At 59.4% G+C, this 18,166-nt stretch carries 14 protein-coding genes; 6 read left to right on the forward strand and 8 right to left on the reverse strand.

Features of this window, described 5'->3' with window-relative positions; all coding sequences use genetic code 11:
• Nucleotides 1-75: 75 nt before the first annotated feature.
• From BGIM_RS0127350 to BGIM_RS0127365, 4 genes are all read left to right on the forward strand, one after another.
• Complete coding sequence (locus tag BGIM_RS0127350; RefSeq protein ID WP_020472888.1) at nt 76-2,610, forward strand: WD40 repeat domain-containing protein; 2,535 nt, start codon at nt 76-78, stop codon at nt 2,608-2,610.
• 68 nt (nt 2,611-2,678) lie between these two features.
• A complete protein-coding gene (gene eutC / locus BGIM_RS52670; protein WP_020472889.1) occupies nt 2,679-3,449 on the forward strand; it encodes an ethanolamine ammonia-lyase subunit EutC in 771 nt (256 codons plus the stop codon).
• Nucleotides 3,450-3,549: 100 nt separating this feature from the next.
• Nucleotides 3,550-5,505: an acetate--CoA ligase gene (acs, locus tag BGIM_RS0127360; protein ID WP_029630631.1), complete on the forward strand. Its 1,956-nt coding sequence runs from the start codon at nt 3,550-3,552 to the stop codon at nt 5,503-5,505.
• A gap of 195 nt (nt 5,506-5,700) precedes the next feature.
• Nucleotides 5,701-6,312 (forward strand): hypothetical protein, encoded by a 612-nt coding sequence (locus BGIM_RS0127365; protein ID WP_020472891.1) that lies wholly within the window; start codon nt 5,701-5,703, stop codon nt 6,310-6,312.
• A 12-nt stretch (nt 6,313-6,324) separates the two neighbouring features.
• Here the strand turns inward: BGIM_RS0127365 and BGIM_RS0127370 are convergent, their stop codons facing one another.
• Complete coding sequence (locus BGIM_RS0127370; protein ID WP_020472892.1) at nt 6,325-8,097, reverse strand: DNA repair helicase XPB; 1,773 nt, start codon at nt 8,095-8,097, stop codon at nt 6,325-6,327.
• 356 nt (nt 8,098-8,453) lie between these two features.
• Here BGIM_RS0127370 and BGIM_RS52680 point away from each other — a divergent pair, with 356 nt between their 5' ends.
• Nucleotides 8,454-8,705 (forward strand): carbon storage regulator, encoded by a 252-nt coding sequence (locus tag BGIM_RS52680; protein ID WP_020472893.1) that lies wholly within the window; start codon nt 8,454-8,456, stop codon nt 8,703-8,705.
• 214 nt (nt 8,706-8,919) lie between these two features.
• Here BGIM_RS52680 and BGIM_RS0127385 read toward each other — a convergent pair whose 3' ends face one another.
• Nucleotides 8,920-10,545, reverse strand: coding sequence for an MFS transporter (locus tag BGIM_RS0127385; RefSeq protein WP_020472894.1), 1,626 nt, complete (start codon nt 10,543-10,545; stop codon nt 8,920-8,922).
• Nucleotides 10,546-10,764: 219 nt separating this feature from the next.
• Nucleotides 10,765-11,997 carry a vWA domain-containing protein gene (locus BGIM_RS0127390; protein WP_020472895.1) on the reverse strand — a complete coding sequence of 411 codons (1,233 nt, stop codon included), beginning with the start codon at nt 11,995-11,997 and terminating at the stop codon, nt 10,765-10,767.
• A 252-nt stretch (nt 11,998-12,249) separates the two neighbouring features.
• Between BGIM_RS0127390 and BGIM_RS0127400 the strand changes: the two genes are divergently transcribed.
• Nucleotides 12,250-14,409 carry a transglutaminase family protein gene (locus BGIM_RS0127400; RefSeq protein WP_020472897.1) on the forward strand — a complete coding sequence of 720 codons (2,160 nt, stop codon included), beginning with the start codon at nt 12,250-12,252 and terminating at the stop codon, nt 14,407-14,409.
• Nucleotides 14,410-14,656: 247 nt separating this feature from the next.
• On the opposite strand, the gene BGIM_RS0127405 is transcribed toward BGIM_RS0127400, so the two are convergent.
• From BGIM_RS0127405 to BGIM_RS58370, 5 genes are all read right to left on the reverse strand, one after another.
• Nucleotides 14,657-15,145, reverse strand: a complete 489-nt coding sequence (locus BGIM_RS0127405; RefSeq protein ID WP_020472898.1) for a Fur family transcriptional regulator — start codon at nt 15,143-15,145, stop codon at nt 14,657-14,659.
• A gap of 59 nt (nt 15,146-15,204) precedes the next feature.
• Complete coding sequence (locus tag BGIM_RS52685; protein ID WP_020472899.1) at nt 15,205-15,567, reverse strand: hypothetical protein; 363 nt, start codon at nt 15,565-15,567, stop codon at nt 15,205-15,207.
• Nucleotides 15,568-16,708: 1,141 nt separating this feature from the next.
• Nucleotides 16,709-16,897 carry a Flp family type IVb pilin gene (locus tag BGIM_RS0127425; RefSeq protein WP_020472901.1) on the reverse strand — a complete coding sequence of 63 codons (189 nt, stop codon included), beginning with the start codon at nt 16,895-16,897 and terminating at the stop codon, nt 16,709-16,711.
• Between the two features lie 85 nt (nt 16,898-16,982).
• The gene (locus BGIM_RS0127430; protein WP_020472902.1) at nt 16,983-17,171 is read right to left on the reverse strand and encodes a Flp family type IVb pilin; all 189 of its coding nucleotides are present in this window, start codon (nt 17,169-17,171) and stop codon (nt 16,983-16,985) included.
• Between the two features lie 341 nt (nt 17,172-17,512).
• Nucleotides 17,513-18,136 carry an SMI1/KNR4 family protein gene (locus BGIM_RS58370; RefSeq protein ID WP_020472903.1) on the reverse strand — a complete coding sequence of 208 codons (624 nt, stop codon included), beginning with the start codon at nt 18,134-18,136 and terminating at the stop codon, nt 17,513-17,515.
• Nucleotides 18,137-18,166 lie beyond the last annotated feature (30 nt).

Below are 18,166 nucleotides of genomic sequence, written 5' to 3' on the forward strand. Positions count from 1 at the left end.
AACACATCCCGGTCGGGTGTTCGGTCTTGGGACAGGCCCGTCAAATGACGGAGTCCGGTTCCTTGGAGCGCCAAGATGCCCGCTTTCGCCCGCTGTCTGTTTCTCTTGTGGGCCACGTCCCCGCTGGCGGCCCAGACGCCCGAGCAAGGGCCGGCGCCGAGGCATGTCGATCAGCATGGCGATCCGCTGCCGGAGGGAGCCATCCAGCGTTTCGGATCGCTGCGGTTGCGGCATCCGCAGTTGACCGATTTCACCGTCTTGGCCGATGGAAAAACCATCGTCACGGTCGGGAAGGACCGGACAATCCGGCGCTGGGACTTGGACACGGGCAGGCAGACCAGTCTGGTTCGCCTGTCAGAACAAGCCATCTTTGGCGAACTGCTCTCCGCTGACGGTAACTCCGTGTTGGCTGACACAGAGGTCGGGAGAAACGCCTCAAAGGGTGTTTTCAACGCCGCCACCGGCCGGATGATCGCGTCATTTTCCATCAGAGAAATGACTTCACGTGTGCATGATGTGGCCAGTTCCCCCGATGGGGCGCTCATTGCCGTGGTCGGCGGCAACCAGCATCTCATCTTGTTCAATGTGAAAGCGAATCAGGCTAAATCCGTGAGTTTGGCGGAGGCGAGGACAGGGGCCGCTGAGGAACAAATGCGGCTGGCGTTTAGCGCCGACGGTCGGCGATTGGCGGTTGGCGCCGTCGACGGCCGACTCGTCGTTCTTGACTCAGGCACCGGCAAGGAACTGTTCGCCCGCAATTCCCGATCAGGAATGGCCGCATTCTTTCCGTCAGGGGACCGGCTGGCCATTTTGGAAGAAGCCCAGATTGGCCGTGAGTGGTTTACGGTCTTGCGAGTGATTAACGCGGAGACGGGCGATGTGGTGTTCACCGTGCCGGGGCCGACGCCGATCTCGACGAGTTGCCGGGACCTGACTGTTTCGCCAGACAGCCGATGGGTGGCTGTCACAGTGAGCGACGAGACGACGGTGCATGATGCCGGAACGGGGCAAGTCGTTCGACGGATACTTGCCGGCCAACAGTTCTCGTATGGCGCGGCGTGCCGATACTCAAGGGACGGGACCAAACTGATTCTCCGCAGCGGGCCTCGTCTGTTGGTGCGAAATGCCACGGACGGAAGCCCCGCTGCCGACGAGGACTCATCGGCGGAGTTCCATCGGGCGGTCAGTTCGCCGGACGGCCGATGGCTGGCCATGCCGAACGACATCGCCGGCACAATGGAATTGTGGGATGCCCGGTCGGCCCGTCGAATCCGCATGCTTTCCATGCGGCCGGAAGACACGCATCAGATCGCATTCGTGGACGACGGGCGGATCATCCGGGCCATCAATCGGGGCGGCGCCATCTTGAATTGGGGCACGGCGACCGGACGAACGACCGCTGTTCCTTTGCGTGTCGGAATGCCTTCGTTGCATTCAAACTGGCTGACGCCGGACGGCCAGACGGTTTTGACAGCGACGACGAAAAAAAACGATGACGGCGCGACTCTGCGTGTTGTCGCATCCAATGCGGTATCCGGCCGCCCGCGATTGGTGGTTGCCATTAATCAAAATGACATCAACAATCCGCATATCCGCCAGCCGGGCGACGATTACATGCTGGCCACCACGTTGCGGGGCGATACTCAATTGATTGACTTACGCACCGGCAAAGCCCGTGGCCCGTTCAAAGGGGCCGTCGCGGGGTTTTCTCATGACAGTCGCTGGCTCTGGGTTCTGTCGTCCATTCAAAAAAATGATAACGTCATCGAGATCAGGGAAGCCGCGTCCGGCGAGGTGATCTCCCGGCCGCCGGCCACGGCGTTCAAGGATTTAACCGATGATTTGCATATCCGAGGCCGGAAGGCCGTCTTTATGGACGGGCGCCATCTGAGACTGCTCGACTTGGCCACCGCGAGCCAGCTTGGCGTGTGGTCGTTGCCCCAAAACAGCATGGGTCCGAAAAACATTTTCCCACTTCAACCGGCGCCAATGGTTTTTCTCGACACCAACACCGTGCTGACCCCATTCGACGACGGCACCGCCATGACTTGGGATCTCTCGGCCTTCCCGCTGAAAACATTAAGCAAGACACACACAGAGGAAGACATGGCGGCTTGGTGGGGCGATTTGGTCGGCGACTCCACGACGGCCTACCAAGCCATCTGGAAACTGTCGGAGACCCCTTCGGACATCCTCGTGCCGTTCCTGCGGCAACGCCTCCGGCCGATCACGGTGCCGAACACGGCCGAGTGGGCCAAGCTGATAGCCGACTTGAACGACCCAGCGTTCCGCGTGCGAGCCTCGGCCTATCGGCGGTTGGAACAATTCGGCTCCGGCGTTTCGGATAGACTGTCTGACAAGTTTCGGAAACCGCAATCCCCGGAAGTTCGCGAGCAGTTGGAGCGTTTGGCCACGCGACACGCCGGGACCGTCCTTTCTCCCGAAACCCTCCGCTTCCTGCGGGCACTGGTGGTACTGGAAGAAATCAACACCCCCGCCGCCCGCCGGTTGGTCGAGGAACTGACACACGGCGTCACGACCGCCCGAGAGACCACGGCGGCGATCACGACGTTGAGCCGGATGCCGGACGCGGAGTCGTGGCGGCGGTAAGATCGACCAAGCGAAGTGGCGATACGATTGATGGCCCCTTGTGTCCGAACATTAACTCCCGCTTTTCCATGCCGCTCCCGGACGAATCTCTCGCCGAAGCTGATCTTGCCCGCCTGTTGCAAGAGGCTCTGGCTCGCACGCCCGCCCGGTTGATGGTAGGCCGGGCCGGGCCGGGGTATCTCACTTCCACCTGGCTGAAGTTGCGAGCCGATCATGCCGCCGCCCGTGATGCGGTCCATGCGGAGATAGATCTGCCCCGTGATTTTTCGGGGCGTTCTTTTCTCGAACTGCGCACGCGAGCTTGCTCCAAGGCCGAGTACCTGATGCGGCCCGACCGGGGCCGGGAGTTGGACGACGGTTCACTCGAACTGCTCAGGCCGCACACCATCTCGGCCGATGTGCTGTTCATCATCGGGGACGGCCTCTCGGCGGCGGCCGTGCGGTTGAACGCCCTCTCGTTGCTCGATTCGCTGACACTCGCGGCCCGCGAACGCGGTTGGAGCGTCGGCCCGACGTGCTTTGTCCATCATTGCCGGGTGGGGATTCTCAACGCCCTCGGGGAAGCCCTTCGCCCGACGGTGGCCGTGCTGTTGATTGGAGAGCGGCCCGGTCTGGCGACGGCCGAAAGCCTGTCCGCGTATCTGGCCCATCGGCCGCAGCGAGGCCATACGGATGCCCAACGGAATTTGATTTCCAACATCCATGCCAACGGTGTTTCTCTGCCAGATGCAACCGCCCGGCTAATCGCCCTAATCGCCCGAATGATGGCTGTCGGCGCCAGCGGCGTGGGTATTAAGGAATCGTTGACCGTTAGGCCTCCCCCTCCGGCCGTCGGCTAGAATCCAGAAACTCGGCGCCAGAAACGTCTTCGCGTCTGGCTTCCGACCCCTTCCGCTTTTATCCTGTAACCGTACCCACCTGTATCTTTTCGGAGCCGAAATGGCCTCTCCTGAGCAGTCCATCACGAGCATGTTGAAGGAAACCCGTTCCTTCCCGCCGACCGCGGAATTTTCGGCGCAAGCCCACGTCAAATCCGTCGCGGAGTATGAGGCTCTTTGGAAGCAGGGGAATGAGAATCCCGAGGCATTCTGGGCCGAACAGGCGAAAAGCCTGCACTGGTTCAAACCGTGGGACACCACACTGGACTGGAAGGCCCCGCATGCCAAATGGTTCGTCGGCGGGAAGACCAACGTCAGCTACAACTGCCTCGACCGGCATCTCGACGGCCCCCGCAAGAACAAGGCGGCGATCATCTGGGAAGGCGAGCCGGGCGACTCCCGCACGCTGACCTTCCAGCAACTCCACCGCGAAACCTGCCTGTTCGCCAATGCCTTGAAGAAACTCGGCGTCGTCGCCGGGGACCGGGTGACGATCTACATGCCGATGATCCCCGAGGCGGCCATCGCCATGCTGGCCTGCGCCCGCATCGGGGCGACGCACTCGGTGATCTTCGGCGGGTTCTCGGCCGAGGCGGTCGCCGACCGTAACAACGACGCCCAAGCCAAGCTGGTCATCACGGCCGATGGCGGCTGGCGGCGCGGCAAGGTTGTCCCGTTGAAGGCCAACGTGGACGCGGCTTTGGCCAAATCCCCCACGGTTGAAAAGTGCGTGGTGTTCAACCGCTGCAACCAAGCCGTCGAGATGAAGGCGGGCCGGGATGTCTGGTGGCATGAGATCGTCGCCGAGGAAAGCGTCGTCTGCCCGGCCGAACCGCTTGACAGCGAACATCCGCTGTTTGTGCTGTATACCTCTGGTTCGACCGGCAAGCCGAAGGGCATCCAGCACTCGACCGCCGGGTATCTGCTCGGCGTGAGCCTCACGCACAAGTGGGTCTTCGACATCAAGGAAGAGGACGTGTACTGGTGTACCGCCGATGTCGGCTGGGTCACCGGGCACAGCTACATCGTGTACGGCCCGCTCGCCAACGGAACGACATGCGTGATGTACGAAGGCGCCCCGGACACGCCCAAGCAAGACCGCTTCTGGAGCATCATCGAAAAGTATGGCGTCACGGTGTTTTACACCGCCCCGACCGCCATCCGGGCATTCATCAAGTGGGGCGATCATCTGCCGAAAGCTCATGACCTGTCCAGCCTTCGGTTGCTCGGCAGCGTGGGCGAGCCGATCAACCCGGAAGCGTGGATGTGGTATCACGAAGTGATCGGCAATAAGAAATGCCCGATCGTGGATACGTGGTGGCAGACAGAAACCGGCTGCATCATGCTTTCGCCGTTGCCGGGGGCCATCGCCACCAAACCGGGAAGCGCCACCCGGCCGATTCCGGGGATCGTCACCGAAGTCGTGGACAAGCACGGCACAACGGTTCCCGCGAACGAGGGGGGCTTCCTCGTCGTCCGCAAGCCGTGGCCCGCGATGTTGCGGACCATCTTCAACGACGACGCCCGCTATCAGCAAACCTACTGGAGCCAAAACCCCGGCAATTACTTCACCGCCGACGGCGCCCGGTGCGACTCCGACGGTTACTTCTGGATCATGGGCCGCGTGGACGACGTGTTGAACGTCTCCGGCCACCGGCTCAGCACGATGGAAGTGGAAAGCGCCTTGGTGAATCACCCGAAAGTGGCCGAGGCCGCCGTCGTCGGCCGACCGGACGATCTGAAGGGAGAGGCCATCGCCGCCTTCGTGACCCTCAAGGCCGGTTTCGAGGGGAATGAAGCACTCAAGAAGGAACTGCGGGATCACGTCGCCCGGGAAATCGGGGCGCTGGCCCGCCCGGACGACGTGAAGTTCACCCCCAGCTTGCCAAAAACACGTTCCGGTAAAATCATGCGCCGCCTCCTGCGTGACATCGCCGCCGGCCGCGTCACCTCCGGGGACACGACGACCTTGGAAGACATCGGCGTGCTGGCGAAGTTGCGGGAAGACGACGAGTAAATCCTTGGCGTGAAGCCGCGACGCGGAGGCTTTGCGCAGCGGAGCGCGTCCAGCGATGGTCACCGAATACTTGGATTCAAGGACTTGGGTGACCATCGCTGGACGCGCTCCGCTGCGCAAAGCCTCCGCGTCGCGGCTTCACGGCGGGGATGATCGCTGTGAAAATGAGAATGCCAGCCGTCTTGGGGACCGCCAATGAGTTTTCAAGATTTCACGCTCGCCAGTGTTCAAGCTGAACTTGGCCTGAACATCGCCGATCAGGCCGATATGTTCCTTTCCGTGCCTCCCGTTGCATTGACCCCCGCGCTGGCCACCATGTTGCTGGCGTATGCCCCGCTGGCCATCGGCAATATCTCCGAGAAAGCCCGTTCGGAATGGTTGGTGGCCCCGCTGTTGGGAGAAGTCTGGCTGCGAAGCAATCATGAGATCAGCGTGATTTCAGGGGCCAGTCTCAACGTGGATGAAGCAGCCGGCCTCAAGGGGATTTGCGATTTTATTCTCAGCCGGGGACGGCAACTATTCGCCGCTTCCGCGCCGATTGTCACCATTGTTGAAGCCAAACGAGACAGCATTTCGGACGGACTTGGCCAGTGCGCGGCGGAAATGGTCGCCGCCCAGCGGTTCAATCTCCGGGCCGGTCGGCCGATTGACCCGATATATGGTTGCGTCACCACCGGCACTTTTTGGCGGTTTCTTCGACTCCGGGGAACGGAACTTGACATTGATCTGACCGAATACCCCATTTCACAACCCGACCGCATTCTCGGCGTGTTGCTTCACTGCTGCGGCGTCACGCTCTCCGCGTGATTCGCCGCCCGCTCACTTCATCACCGCATCGCTCGCAACCGTTTTGACCGTAGCCGGGGCCGGTTCGGTCGCGACGATGTTCATCAACTCGGATTCGTCCGCGATGGCGTAACTGTAACCTTGTTCCGTAAGGAACATTTGCCGGTGCTGGGCGAATTCCAGTTCTCGTGTGTCCCGTGTCACCAGTGTGTAGAAGTGGGCGGTTTCGCCGTTGGGCTTGGGGCGAAGCACCCGGCCGAGGCGCTGGGCTTCTTCCTGACGGGAGCCGAACGTCCCCGACACTTGAATCAGCACGTTGGCGTCCGGCAGGTCGATGGCGAAGTTGCCCACCTTGGACAGCACCAAGTGACGGAGTTCGCCACGCCGGAACTGGCCGTACAACTCTTCGCGTTCGTCGTTCTTCGTTGACCCGGTGATGAGCGGGAGGTTGAACCGTTCGCTCAGGCGTTTCAACTGGCTGATGTATTGCCCGATGATGATGACCCGCTCGTGGGCATGTCGTTTGAGCAATTGGGCGACAATGTCGTCCTTCGCCGGGTTTTCGCTGGCGATGCGGTATTTGTCCCGCAGTTCGGCGACGGCGTATTCCATGCGGCCTTCCGAAGGGAGGGCCGTCCGGATTTCCGCGCAACTGGCCGAGGCAATCCAGCCCTGCGTTTCCAATTCCCGCCACGGCACGTCGTACTTCTTCGGACCAATGAGGCTGAACACATCGCTTTCCCGGCCGTCTTCCCGCACCAGCGTGGCGGTGAGGCCCAACCGGCGGCGGGCCTGAATCTGGGCCGTCACGCGGAACACCGGGGCGGGGAGCAAGTGGACTTCGTCATAAATGATGAGGCCCCAGTCCCGCTCGCTGAAGAGCTTGAAGTGGGGGAAGTCTTCGTCCTTGTCCGGCCTGTAGGTGATGATCTGGTAGGTCGCCACGGTGACCTGGCCAATCTCCTTCTTGTCGCCGGTGTATTCGGTGACTTGGTCGTCCTTCAAGTCACTCTTGTCGAGAATCTCCCGTCGCCACTGCTTCACGGCCGTCACGCTGGTCGTCAGAACCAGCGTGGATTTTTGCACCAAGGACATCGCTACGATGCCGACAACCGTTTTGCCGGCCCCGCAAGGGAGGACGATGACGCCGCTGCCCCCCTTCACATCGCCCCCGGCGTAAAAGATGTCGGCCGATTCCCGTTGATAGTTCCGCACGTTGAAGGGCAGCCCCGAACGGGCGATGGTGCGGAGGGCCGTCGGCAGCGGCGTCCCCTCCACATAGCCCGCGAGATCTTCGGCCGGGTAACCGACGGCGATCAGCGACAGTTTGATGACGCCCCGGTGGCCCGAATCAACCGCATAGCTGATCGTGTCCAGCTTTTCGCCGAGGTAAGCCTTCACCTTGGGCTGCCGGGCGAGTTCCTCCAAGAGGGCCTTTTCCTCGCACACCAGCCGCAGGCGTTTTTCGTCGAAGCGTTCGAGCTTCACCCGGCCATAGCGGGAGACTGTTTCTTCGATGTCCGTCGGAATGTTCGGCGGCAGCGGGAACTTGGTGTACTTCTGAAGGACGGCGATCATCTCGGCCGAGGTGAATCCGGCGGCGGCCGCGTTCCACAGGGAGAGATTGGACAACCGGTAAGTGTGGATATGCTCGGGACTTTTTTCCAGCTCCGCGAACGGGGCGATGGCGTCGCGGGCCGCCGCATAGCGGGGGTTGAACGTCTCCACCAAGATGGAGCGGTCCGGTTGCACGAACAGGGGGTTCGCGGGATCATACGCCGGGACGGGCGGTTTGGTGGCTGGCATCGGTGAAGCGGTCTCTCATCCGTGACCGGGGTGAAAGGGTAAGTTTAGGCAAGCGGCCAGCCGCACGCAAGATGAAGTGGGGGATCTGCCAATTCGTTGCCGGTTTTGCCGATTGTGACACCCAAACTGCGCAATCTTGCAACCCTGATGTGGAATTCTGTAACACCTACAAAAATCAAGGCCAATTTTTCAGGAGCGTCGGCGCGAATATCGGAAAGATGGGCAATTCAGCGAGAGTTCGATGCCCTGTCCAGATCACTATTTGGAAATATTTTGCATGCCGGATGCTTTGGCTCGGACTTTGCAACCTATGTTTCTCACGAAGCGAATCAAAGACAACATCAAGGAAGATCATCATGTTGGTTCTCACCCGCAAGCTCAACGAAGAAATCATCATCGGCGACAACATTCGGATCAAGATTGTCGCCGTCAACGGCGACCGGATCCGGGTGGGCATCGAAGCCCCGCGAGACGTGGCCGTCAATCGGGCCGAACTCCAAGCCCGCAAAACCAACAGCCCTTTGACACCGGTTCTCGCGGGCCGCTGTGAAGAATCGGTCGATCTGGGCGCCAGCCCGGTCCCTTCCGACGCTGACACGGCCCACTGAGCCTGCCCCGCACAAGGACGGACTGCCGGAGCTTCATTGACACACACAACTTGATTGACACCCGCTCCGGTAGTCCGGCCCTTTTTCCAAATGATCTTGGCCCCATCCACGATTGATCGGGTGTGGCCGCTCTCCAAAAGAATCACCTTGGACAACAAACAAAGAGAGCCGGACGCCTGTGGCGTCCGGCTCTTCTGATTTCATCCAGCCATCATCAGATCGTCTCTTGCTTGTACCCGCCGGTCAGCTTGAAGAAGATAATCAGGAGCAGGTAACAGATCGCCATCGTCGCCGGGATGGCGGCGGTGACCAGCAGCGCGTGCTTTGCCCCGTAGGTCTTGGCTTCTTCGAGTTTCGGCAAATCGTTCGCCTCGTTCGGCAGACCTTGTTCCATCCACCACTTCTTCTGGGCGTTCAGGTTCGCCTCCAGTTTGTCCTCGCCCTTGGCGTTGGGGTCTTTGGCCTTGGCGGCCGCGATGATATCCAGTTCTTCGTCGATCCCGATCTTCTTGGTCGGGTCTTTCTTCACCCCTTGGTAATCCTCAAGCACCTTGTACTTGCCATTGTCGATCCCGGCGACGAGCGGAGCCTTGTCGGGGGCAAATTGCGAAACAATCGGGAAGCCGGTCTTGGCCGGTTCGCCCTTGTCGTTCCGGGCTTCGTAGCGTTCGTAAGTCGCGGGGGATGTTTCCTCGATTTTCTGCACCGAGAAGTAATCCTGTTTGTAGCCGATGCCGGGGCCGCCGAGCATCCCGGCCGAGATCATGCCAATGCCGCCGCTGATGCCGAGAGCCAGTGCCCCGCCTTTGGGGAAGCGTTCGGAAATCACGCCCAGCATGGTCGGCCAGTAGAACGTCTTGCCGATGCCGTACACGGTGACAGCGGCAATCCACGGCCATGTCGAGCTGCTGAAATCCAGCCCGAGCATGTACAGGCCAGCCGTGCCGAGGGTGGCGCTGAAGAACAACAAACCGAGCGGCGAGATCTGATGCACAATCGGCCCGGCGAAGAATCGCAGGGTGAACATCATAATGTTCGTCCAAATGAAGGCCATGAGGGCCTTGTTTGCATCGCCCAACACTCGTTCGGTGATATTCACGATCCAGCTATCGGTTCCGAGTTCCACATAGCCGACCATCGCGTGGATGACGAACAGGAACAACAGCACCGGGCTGAGCAGCGTCAGGATGCTGGTTCCCATCGAAATACCGGAGGCATGGGCCTCGGATCGCGGAAACGGCTTGTTGAACATCAGAATACCGTAAGCCAGCACCGGGATCAGGAACACGCCGAGCTTAAATTCCCAGCGGATCGGCTGGCCGACCTGTCCAAAGCCCAGCACAATCCCGGCCCCGAGGACCAAGCCCAGCGGCCAGCCGGCGTGCAGGATGTTCAACCAGTGGGTTTTGTTCTTGGGGAAGAGGGTGGCCGTCAGCGGATTGATGACCGCTTCGCACGTCCCGTTGCCGAAGGCGAAAAGCCACATCCCAATACTAAGACATGTGTAGGCACCTTCCTTGCCGTAGGCGGCGTAAACCGGCGTGGCAGCGAAGGTGACGATGGCGCTGGAGGCATGCAGCAAGAAAGCAACCAGCATCAGCTTGCCATAGCCGAACAGGTCGGCGAAGAAACTGAAGAAGATGATCGTCACGCCGAAGGCGAGCAGACCGCCCCCGGTGATGGTGCCGAGTTCGCTCTGCGTGAAGCTGAACTGCTGGCCCCAGTCCTTGAGGATGGCCCCGCGGACGGAGAAGCCGATGCCGGCGGCGATCAGCGTCATGAAACTGGCCCAGAACAAGATTTTTTCGTTCTTGCCCGGTTCGCTCGATGTCTGACTCATGAAACGTAAGACCCCCAAGGGAGAGTTGGAAATTGCGGAAGGAAAATATTTCAGTCCTGTGGGGGATATTACCAGTGAAGGGGAAAGCAAGTCCAGCGTAAAAGATTGAGATGGGGCGAGTTGGAGATTTAAAGGAGCGTGAAATCGGAAGAGGAGACGTGAACTGATGGCCAGACCGGCGAGCTGGGTGGCGTCAGCGCCCGGCTCGCCATGTTGCTTTTACGGCTTGCTTCGCCGGGCGTAGTTCGATTGCACGCTGGCGGTCTTGCGGAGCTTGTCCTTGTCCCCGGAGGCGAGGAGTTTCTTGATCTCCTCCAAGTCCTCGGTTTCACCGGCCCTTGTGAGGGAGGCGGGAGGCATCGCGCACACCATCGCGTCCATGTCTTGCACCAAGGCGGCGGTGCCGTGCATGTCGCCGCGATCCATGTGGGACATCGCCTCCCGTTTGAGCCGGGCGATTTGCAACACAGAGACTTGATCCGAAACGGTCACATCCTCGGCCAGTTTCATATAGGCATCGGTGGTGATCGCCGGGAGTTTCAGCGCCAGTTCAAGCGTCTGTCGGCCGGCTTTTTTGGGATTGTCCCATTCGAGAACGAACCGGGCGATCTCGGATTCGGCCGCCTGCGCCGGAACAGTGAACCGCACCAGCACGTTGGTGGTCGCCCCGCCGATCAGGTTGGGAAGTTGATAGGCGCCGTCCCCGTTTTTGAGGAAGTCGTTCAACACATCCAAGCCGGTCGCCGCTTCGGGGAGTTTCACCCGGAGGGTCACGCTCGTCCCGGCGATGCCAACCAGTTCCTTCAATTCGGATTGGAAAATGTCCATGAGTTGGACCGGCGAACTGATGTAGTAGTAATTGCCGTCCCCGTGTTCGGCGATCTTTTCCAGCAGGTCTTCGTTGTAAGAATCGCCGACACCCATTGTTGTGGTACTGACACCCGCCTGGCTCAGAGCCTTGGCGGCCCCGGCCATCACGTCCGGGTTTGTCTCGCCGTGATTGGCCTGGCCATCCGAAAGGAGAATCACCCGGTTGGTGCCGTTGGCGATTTTGTTTTCCCGGACCTGTTTGCCCCCCTCGGCCCACCCGGCGAACAAGTCGGTGCTCCCCCGAGGCTGGACGGCATTAATAAGGGAGACAAGCGAAGAAGTGTTTTCAACGGGCCGACTGGGGACAAGTGTTTCGATTTGCTCGTCAAACACGGTGAAGGAAAAGCGGTCGTTGCGTTTGAGTTGTTGCACAAGGAAGACGGCTGCCTCGCGGGCGAACGACATTTTCTTGGCCTCGGCCATCGAACCGGAGCGGTCGAGGACCAAACCAATGTTCATCGGCGGTCGTTGGGTCAGAGTGTCTTCGGGCGGGGTGATGGCGAGCAACACGTCAAGGGTGGTCGGCGAATCGGATTTGACGGCCGGACGAAGGGGGACGATGTCCACGCGAGGCGTACTCATGTGCAAACTCCTTGGGAAAGAAATGGAACCGAAAAGACGTGACGAACCGTGATTCCGCGATCATTGGACGTTTGAACGTCCGAATCTCGCCGACTCATATTATCAGACGGGACAAGGAAATTGAAACCGGGTTCGGGCGGTGCCGCCAAAAATCGATTCTTCATCCTTCATTACATGAAGGTTGCTTTCCGCATTTTTCATTGCGTCAGGTCATCCGGCGGTTAAGAATAACGTACCCGCCGGGAGAATCTCATGCGTTTGTGCGTTCTTGCTTTGGCCATTCCCTTTCTGTTTGCCAGCCCAATCGTCGCCCAGGAACCAAAGGCGAAGACGGTGGAAGAAATCGCCGAACAACTTAAACCCTCCATTTGCGTCATCACCTCCCGAGGCCGGGAGGCCAAGCGCGAAAATCTGGGAACCGGGTTCGTCGTCTCGGCCGACGGGTTGATCGCCACCAATGCCCACGTCATCGGGGAAGGTCGGCCCATCTCCGTCGAATTCGCGGATGGCCGCAAGTTCGACGCGACCGCCATCCATGCCCACGACACCAAGCGGGACATGGCGATCATCAAGATCGATGCGAAGGACTTGAAGCCCATTCCGCTTGGCGATTCGGACGCCCTCAAAGACGGTCAGGGGGTGCTGGCGCTGGGCAATCCGAAGGGGCTGAAGCATAGCGTCGTCAGCGGCGTGGTGTCTGGCAAGCGGGAGATCGAAGGCCGCAAGATGATTCAGATTGCCATTCCGGTCGAACCGGGCAACAGCGGCGGCCCGCTGGTGGACCTGTTCGGCCGGGTGCAGGGGATCATCACTTTGAAATCGCTCGTCACGGATAATCTCGGATTCGCTGGTTCCGTCAATGAACTCAAACCACTGTTGAAGAAGCCGAACACCGTGCCGATGGCCGCGTGGGTGACCATCGGGGCACTGGACCCAGAGGATTGGAAGGTCGAACTCGGCAGCCAATGGACGCAGCGGGCCGGCCGTCTTCGCGTCGAGGGGGCGGGCAACGGTTTCGGGGGCCGCAGCTATTGCGTGTATCAGCGGGAGACGCCGAAGGTTCCGTTTGAAGTGACCGTGACCGTGAAACTTGAAGACGAACGCGGAGCGGCCGGGCTGATCTTCCGGCACGATGGCGAGAGGCATTACGGATTTTACCCCACGGGCGGGAAACTCCGGTTCACCCGATTCGATGGCCCGGATGTGTATTCGTGGAAGATCCTCCACGATGCCGCCAGCGTCTCCTACAAGCCGGAAGAATGGAACACCCTGCGCGTGCGGGTGGAGAAAACCAAAACCCTCTGCTACCTGAACGATCAACTCGTCTTGGAATCGGATGACGTGGCCGGCGAAGGCACCAGCGTGGGGCTGGCGAAGTTTCGGGACACAAAGGCCGAGTTCAAGAACTTCCGCGTCGGGGCCTCGCTCGCTTCCACGCCGGAAGATTCCAAGGAAATCCTCAAGTTGCTCGGCGACTTCAAGACAGGCGACCCGCAGAAGACATTGGGCCAATTGGCCGCCAAAAAATCCAGCACGGATGTGATCCGCGAACGGGCCAAGGAACTCGAACGGCAGGCGGCCGAGTTGAAGTTTCTGGCCTCCCGTGTGCAGGAACGCCGGGTGTACGACGAACTGATGGCGGTCTTGAAGCAACCCGAGGAAAAGACCGACCTGATCCACGCCGCCCTGCTGCTCGCCAAACTGGACAACGAAGATGTGGATGTGAAGTCTTACCGCGACGAAGTGGACCGGATGGCCGGGAAGATCAAAGCCCTGCTTCCGAAAGACGCGGACGATTCGGCCAAACTCAAGACACTAAACAAATTCTTCTTCGATGTTCGCGGCTATCACGGCAGCCGGGGGGATTATTACACCCGGTCGAACAGTTACCTCAACGAAGTGATGGACGACCGCGAAGGATTGCCGATCACCCTGTGCGTGATTTACATGGAACTGGCCCGGCGAATTGATGTTCCCGTCGCCGGGATCGGCCTGCCGGGGCACTTCGTCGCCCGGCACATGCCCGCGAAAGGGGAAGGCAAGTTCATCGACGTTTACGAACGCGGCGAGTTCATGACCGAAGAGGAAGCGAAGAAAAAAGTCGGCGGCATCGACATTAGCGACGAATTCCTAAAGCCGGTGACCAAAAAGCTGATCGTCTCGCGGATGCTGCACAACCTTCTTCGCGTCGCCCAGAACGACCAAGACGTGGACGGCGGTCTGCGTTACCTCAACGGCATCCTGATGCTCGACCCCGAGGCCGGGCAAAGCCGCATGATGCGGGCGGGGATGTATCTTTCCAAGGGAATGAAAAAAGAAGCCATCGCCGACGTGGACTACCTGATCGAACACCCGCCCGGCGACGTGGACCCTAGGCGGCTCAACCAGATCCGACGGCAGTTGGATGAGTAAAAAAGAGGAGAAGAGCCGAGAAGACTAATCACAAAGACGCAAAGATCACACAAAGTTTCACAAAGAAAACCAAAACAACAAGCAAAGTTTGAACAAGAAAACAGAAGAAATCCAACCAAGAGCGAACGACGGATCAATCCGGTTTGTCTTCTGATTTCTTAATCAAACTTTGCTTGTTGTTTTGGCTTTCTTTGTGAAACTTTGTGTGATCTTTGCGTCTTTGTGGTTAGTCTTCTCTTCCACAAATTCAAATCAAATCCAACCGCCGCTTGGATGATCTCGCTCGGTTGCATTCAATGCACGTTCCCTGAATCACCAGCGTGTGGCCTTCCATTTGGAATTGGTGTTGGGCGGCGATTTCCGCGATGGCCGATTCGATGGCCGGGTGTTGGAATTCGATCATCTTGTGGCAGACATGGCAGACGAGATGTTCGTGCTGCGGATAGCCGTAATCGTGTTCGTAAAAGACCCGGGTGCCGATTTCCAGCTTTCGCAGCAAGCCGGCATCCACGAGTTTCGTGAGCGTGCGGTACACCGTCGCCCGGCTGATCCCCGCACCGGCCCCTTCCAAGTCCTTCAGGAGCTGGTCCGCGTCGAAATGGCTGTGCCGGGCGAAGATGTGTTCGACCAGATCTTTTTGCTGATCCGTGATTCGCTTGGGCGTTGCCCGGCTGGCGAGGTATTCACGGAATTTTTCGACCGGCGACTGACCGACATGAACGGCAGGTAGCGACATCAAGCGCCTCCCAAGCAGGAAATCGGACCCATGCCCTTATTCTAGCGGGCGGCGTCGGCTCAGGAAAACCGGATGTTGTCCGACAGGCGGCTCAGGGCGGCCTCGAACTTCTCCGGCGTGTCGTACAGGCCTTCGCTGATCTCGCGGCGAACCCTTGCCACGAGATCGGCGCGGATGTCCGGTTCCATCACTTGGGTGTTCATGTTCAAACCTTCCTGGCTTGTTCGATCGGTGGCATTGGTCAGGGTGGTTCGTCGAAGGACGCGATTCCGTATCGACGCCCCACGCGGTCGGCGTGGCGCGGGCTTGTTCATCGGTTGGTCTGCTCCCCGGTCGGCGACGGCTGGGAAATCCGTCCGCCACACAAAGTATGCCCGACGATTCGGGTCGTTCAACTCGGCCGGAAACAGAATTCGATTCACGGAGGGGCTCCGTTGTGTGGTGCGGTCGTATTGTGCCGCCGGTTCCAGACCGATAATAAAGGATTCCCGTGGTTGCCCCGGAATCCCTCTCTCGGTTGCCGGTTCCGGTCCGTCGAAGTTCGGAGGTGATGAGCCGCCGGTCGTTCGACGGGTGGCCCGTCATGGTTTCTCTGTCTTACCAAATCGGCCTGTCATCCCTGTCTCTTGCGGGAAATCCATTTCGCTTCCCGAACCTCTTCATCATTGATGACTTGTTGCGCGGTTACTGCGGGCCATGCCCGTCGTGCGGAGTCCGCGCGTTTCGTTCGGCCATGCCCCTCGTGCGACTCATGGCGTTCGCAAGGATCGCACGCCGAACACCTTGCGGATGACGGAACACCTCGAATTCATCGGTGTTTTTATCGATTCGGCCTCATGTCTTGCGAGTCTCGGATAGTTAGAGGCGTTTCGCGGTCGAATGACCAATGACCAATGACCAATCAGGATTTATTCACTTGCCCGGATGAGCCCCGGAACACAATCGGCTTGGTCATTGGTCATTGCGTCATTCCAGCAGGTCATTGGTCATTCCCACTCTAAAGCTTTCCAACTGCCAGAGAAAAAAAACATCCCGGCCCGGAGGGATGCCGGGACGGGATGAGGGGGGAGGAGATCGATATTCCGTCACCGTGGTCGGCGGTGGCGGTTCAAACGGGGCGGCCATGCGGAGACCGTGATCCCGGTGACATAAATTCGGGAGAGTGGGAATTCGGAACAGGCTGGCACCAGCGACCGGGCCAGCCAATTCCAAATCTGGTTCGGGGAAGTTCCGGTTCCCCGAAGCCCTCTTCTCTGCCAGCCCCGTTCGGGTCGTTCATCACGGTCCCGATTTGGTTGGTGACAATACATCAAGCGAGTCCCGTGCCAGATCGGAGGGCCGACCCAATGGATTCGTCGCAAGTGTCATAGGTTGAAGCTGTTGGAAAATTGGCGATGGAAAAGAAAAAATCAAACCCACTGATAAATGGAAAAGATTACACAGCGGGTTGGTGAAAAATTCAAAAAAACGAAGGCTGGAATAGACCGGTGGAAAAAAGCTCCTCCGGCGAAGGGAAGTTGGTGAGGCGGGCTGGTTGCGCGACTCACCCAGGACGCGGGCGGTTTAACTGGCCGTCGTCGCGCTGAGCTTCGTGCCAATGTTGCTGTACGTGTTGTTGGCTTGTTTGCCGAGCGTGCTGATTGCGGTGAGGCAAACAACCACGATCAGCGCCAACATCACCGCGTACTCGACCGCCGTGGGACCATCTTCCCGTCGCAGGAAAGAAGCCAGTTTTCGATAAATGAGACGCATGGGTAGGCTCTTGGGTGATCGAAAAAAGAACAAAAAACCGGACGGGTTCTGAATGTGGCCGTCCGGGTTTTTCCGCACGTCTCATTTAGCTCGCCGTGGTGCTCGAGAGTTGGGTGCCGATGTTGCTGAACGTATTGTTCGCTTGCTTGCCGAGTGACGTGATGGCGACGAGGCACACCACAATGATCAGGGCGAGCATGACGGCGTACTCGACCGCTGTCGGTCCGTCTTCCTTCTGGAGGAAACTCACGACTTTCTTCATCATTCGATTCATGGACAGGACTCCCGGTTGTGCCGAGTTAATCTCGGACAGTGATTTTGCGGGCGGAACGCATAACCGCCCCAACACGCAAAACTTAGAAAACCGAGCGAACCCATGCGCGCAGAACGGCCGCGATAATCCGGGGAATCCGCCGAAGAAATTCCGCTGGAAACGATTGTGACGGTTGGCGCGAGCCTTGACGGTCGGGAAAGATGATCGGGTGACACGGGGACAGGGAGACAAGGTGACAGGGAGACAGGGAGACCAAAGGCGAGCTGGGTCGCGTGGGTGCCCGGAGTTCGTCATACATCGACACAGTTCAGGAGCCGGGGCCGTAACGCCCGTTGCCACATTTATGAGGGCTGAGGTCCCCGGTCACCTGCAACGCTTTGTTCGGGTTGATTTTGTGGAGGCCAGCGCCCCTCCCGCCGCCACTGGCACAGACCATCATGGCAGTGCCGACCAAACACGGCTCGGCAGCAGTCGAACCATTCTGACGGGTCCGGATCGATCACCGACACCGCGCCGGACTCCAAGAGGGTCGCATAGTCGGCGAGAAACTCAGCCCACCCAGACGCCAGCACACATTTGTGAGATTCGTCCCTGCCAAAGTTGATGACTTGCCCGACCGCGCCCGTCGGCCCAGGGCAAAGATCCACCCCAAGGTGGTTGCCGCCCCCATCCTGCGTCAGCGGAACCCAGCTTGCGTTGGTATAGTCGAGGGCGATTGCCAATGGCGGGAACGACTCTGCCCCCTCCCGAAGCTCCTCGTTGAACCCCGTGACATCTCTCCATATCTGCCATTGATCGAGCAATTCGTGTGTCGTGAGCAGATTATACCCGAAAAGAAATTTTTTCGCTCCGTTATGGATGGCGAATGACTCGCGGAGGTCCGGCGGCAGTGGTTGCCCAATTGCCAATTCGACCGTCTCAATCTCTCGGGCTGTCGCACCGGGCTTGAGCGTATCGAGAAGCAAGGGGTGACTCTTCCGGCACCAGTTCTCCAG

This window comes from Zavarzinella formosa DSM 19928, from assembly GCF_000255705.1.
In the GTDB taxonomy this organism is placed as follows: domain Bacteria; phylum Planctomycetota; class Planctomycetia; order Gemmatales; family Gemmataceae; genus Zavarzinella; species Zavarzinella formosa.

Excerpts from the sequence above, each read along its gene's own strand:
- BGIM_RS0127405 (WP_020472898.1), bottom strand. The coding sequence starts at position 15,145 with ATGTCGCTACCTGCCGTTCATGTCGGTCAGTCGCCGGTCGAAAAATTC.
- BGIM_RS0127430 (WP_020472902.1), bottom strand. The coding sequence starts at position 17,171 with ATGAATCGAATGATGAAGAAAGTCGTGAGTTTCCTCCAGAAGGAAGAC.
- acs (WP_029630631.1), top strand. The coding sequence starts at position 3,550 with ATGGCCTCTCCTGAGCAGTCCATCACGAGCATGTTGAAGGAAACCCGT.
- BGIM_RS0127425 (WP_020472901.1), bottom strand. The coding sequence starts at position 16,897 with ATGCGTCTCATTTATCGAAAACTGGCTTCTTTCCTGCGACGGGAAGAT.
- BGIM_RS52680 (WP_020472893.1), top strand. The coding sequence starts at position 8,454 with ATGTTGGTTCTCACCCGCAAGCTCAACGAAGAAATCATCATCGGCGAC.
- BGIM_RS0127365 (WP_020472891.1), top strand. The coding sequence starts at position 5,701 with ATGAGTTTTCAAGATTTCACGCTCGCCAGTGTTCAAGCTGAACTTGGC.
- BGIM_RS0127370 (WP_020472892.1), bottom strand. The coding sequence starts at position 8,097 with ATGCCAGCCACCAAACCGCCCGTCCCGGCGTATGATCCCGCGAACCCC.
- BGIM_RS0127350 (WP_020472888.1), top strand. The coding sequence starts at position 76 with ATGCCCGCTTTCGCCCGCTGTCTGTTTCTCTTGTGGGCCACGTCCCCG.
- BGIM_RS0127385 (WP_020472894.1), bottom strand. The coding sequence starts at position 10,545 with ATGAGTCAGACATCGAGCGAACCGGGCAAGAACGAAAAAATCTTGTTC.
- BGIM_RS0127390 (WP_020472895.1), bottom strand. The coding sequence starts at position 11,997 with ATGAGTACGCCTCGCGTGGACATCGTCCCCCTTCGTCCGGCCGTCAAA.
- BGIM_RS0127400 (WP_020472897.1), top strand. The coding sequence starts at position 12,250 with ATGCGTTTGTGCGTTCTTGCTTTGGCCATTCCCTTTCTGTTTGCCAGC.
- eutC (WP_020472889.1), top strand. The coding sequence starts at position 2,679 with ATGCCGCTCCCGGACGAATCTCTCGCCGAAGCTGATCTTGCCCGCCTG.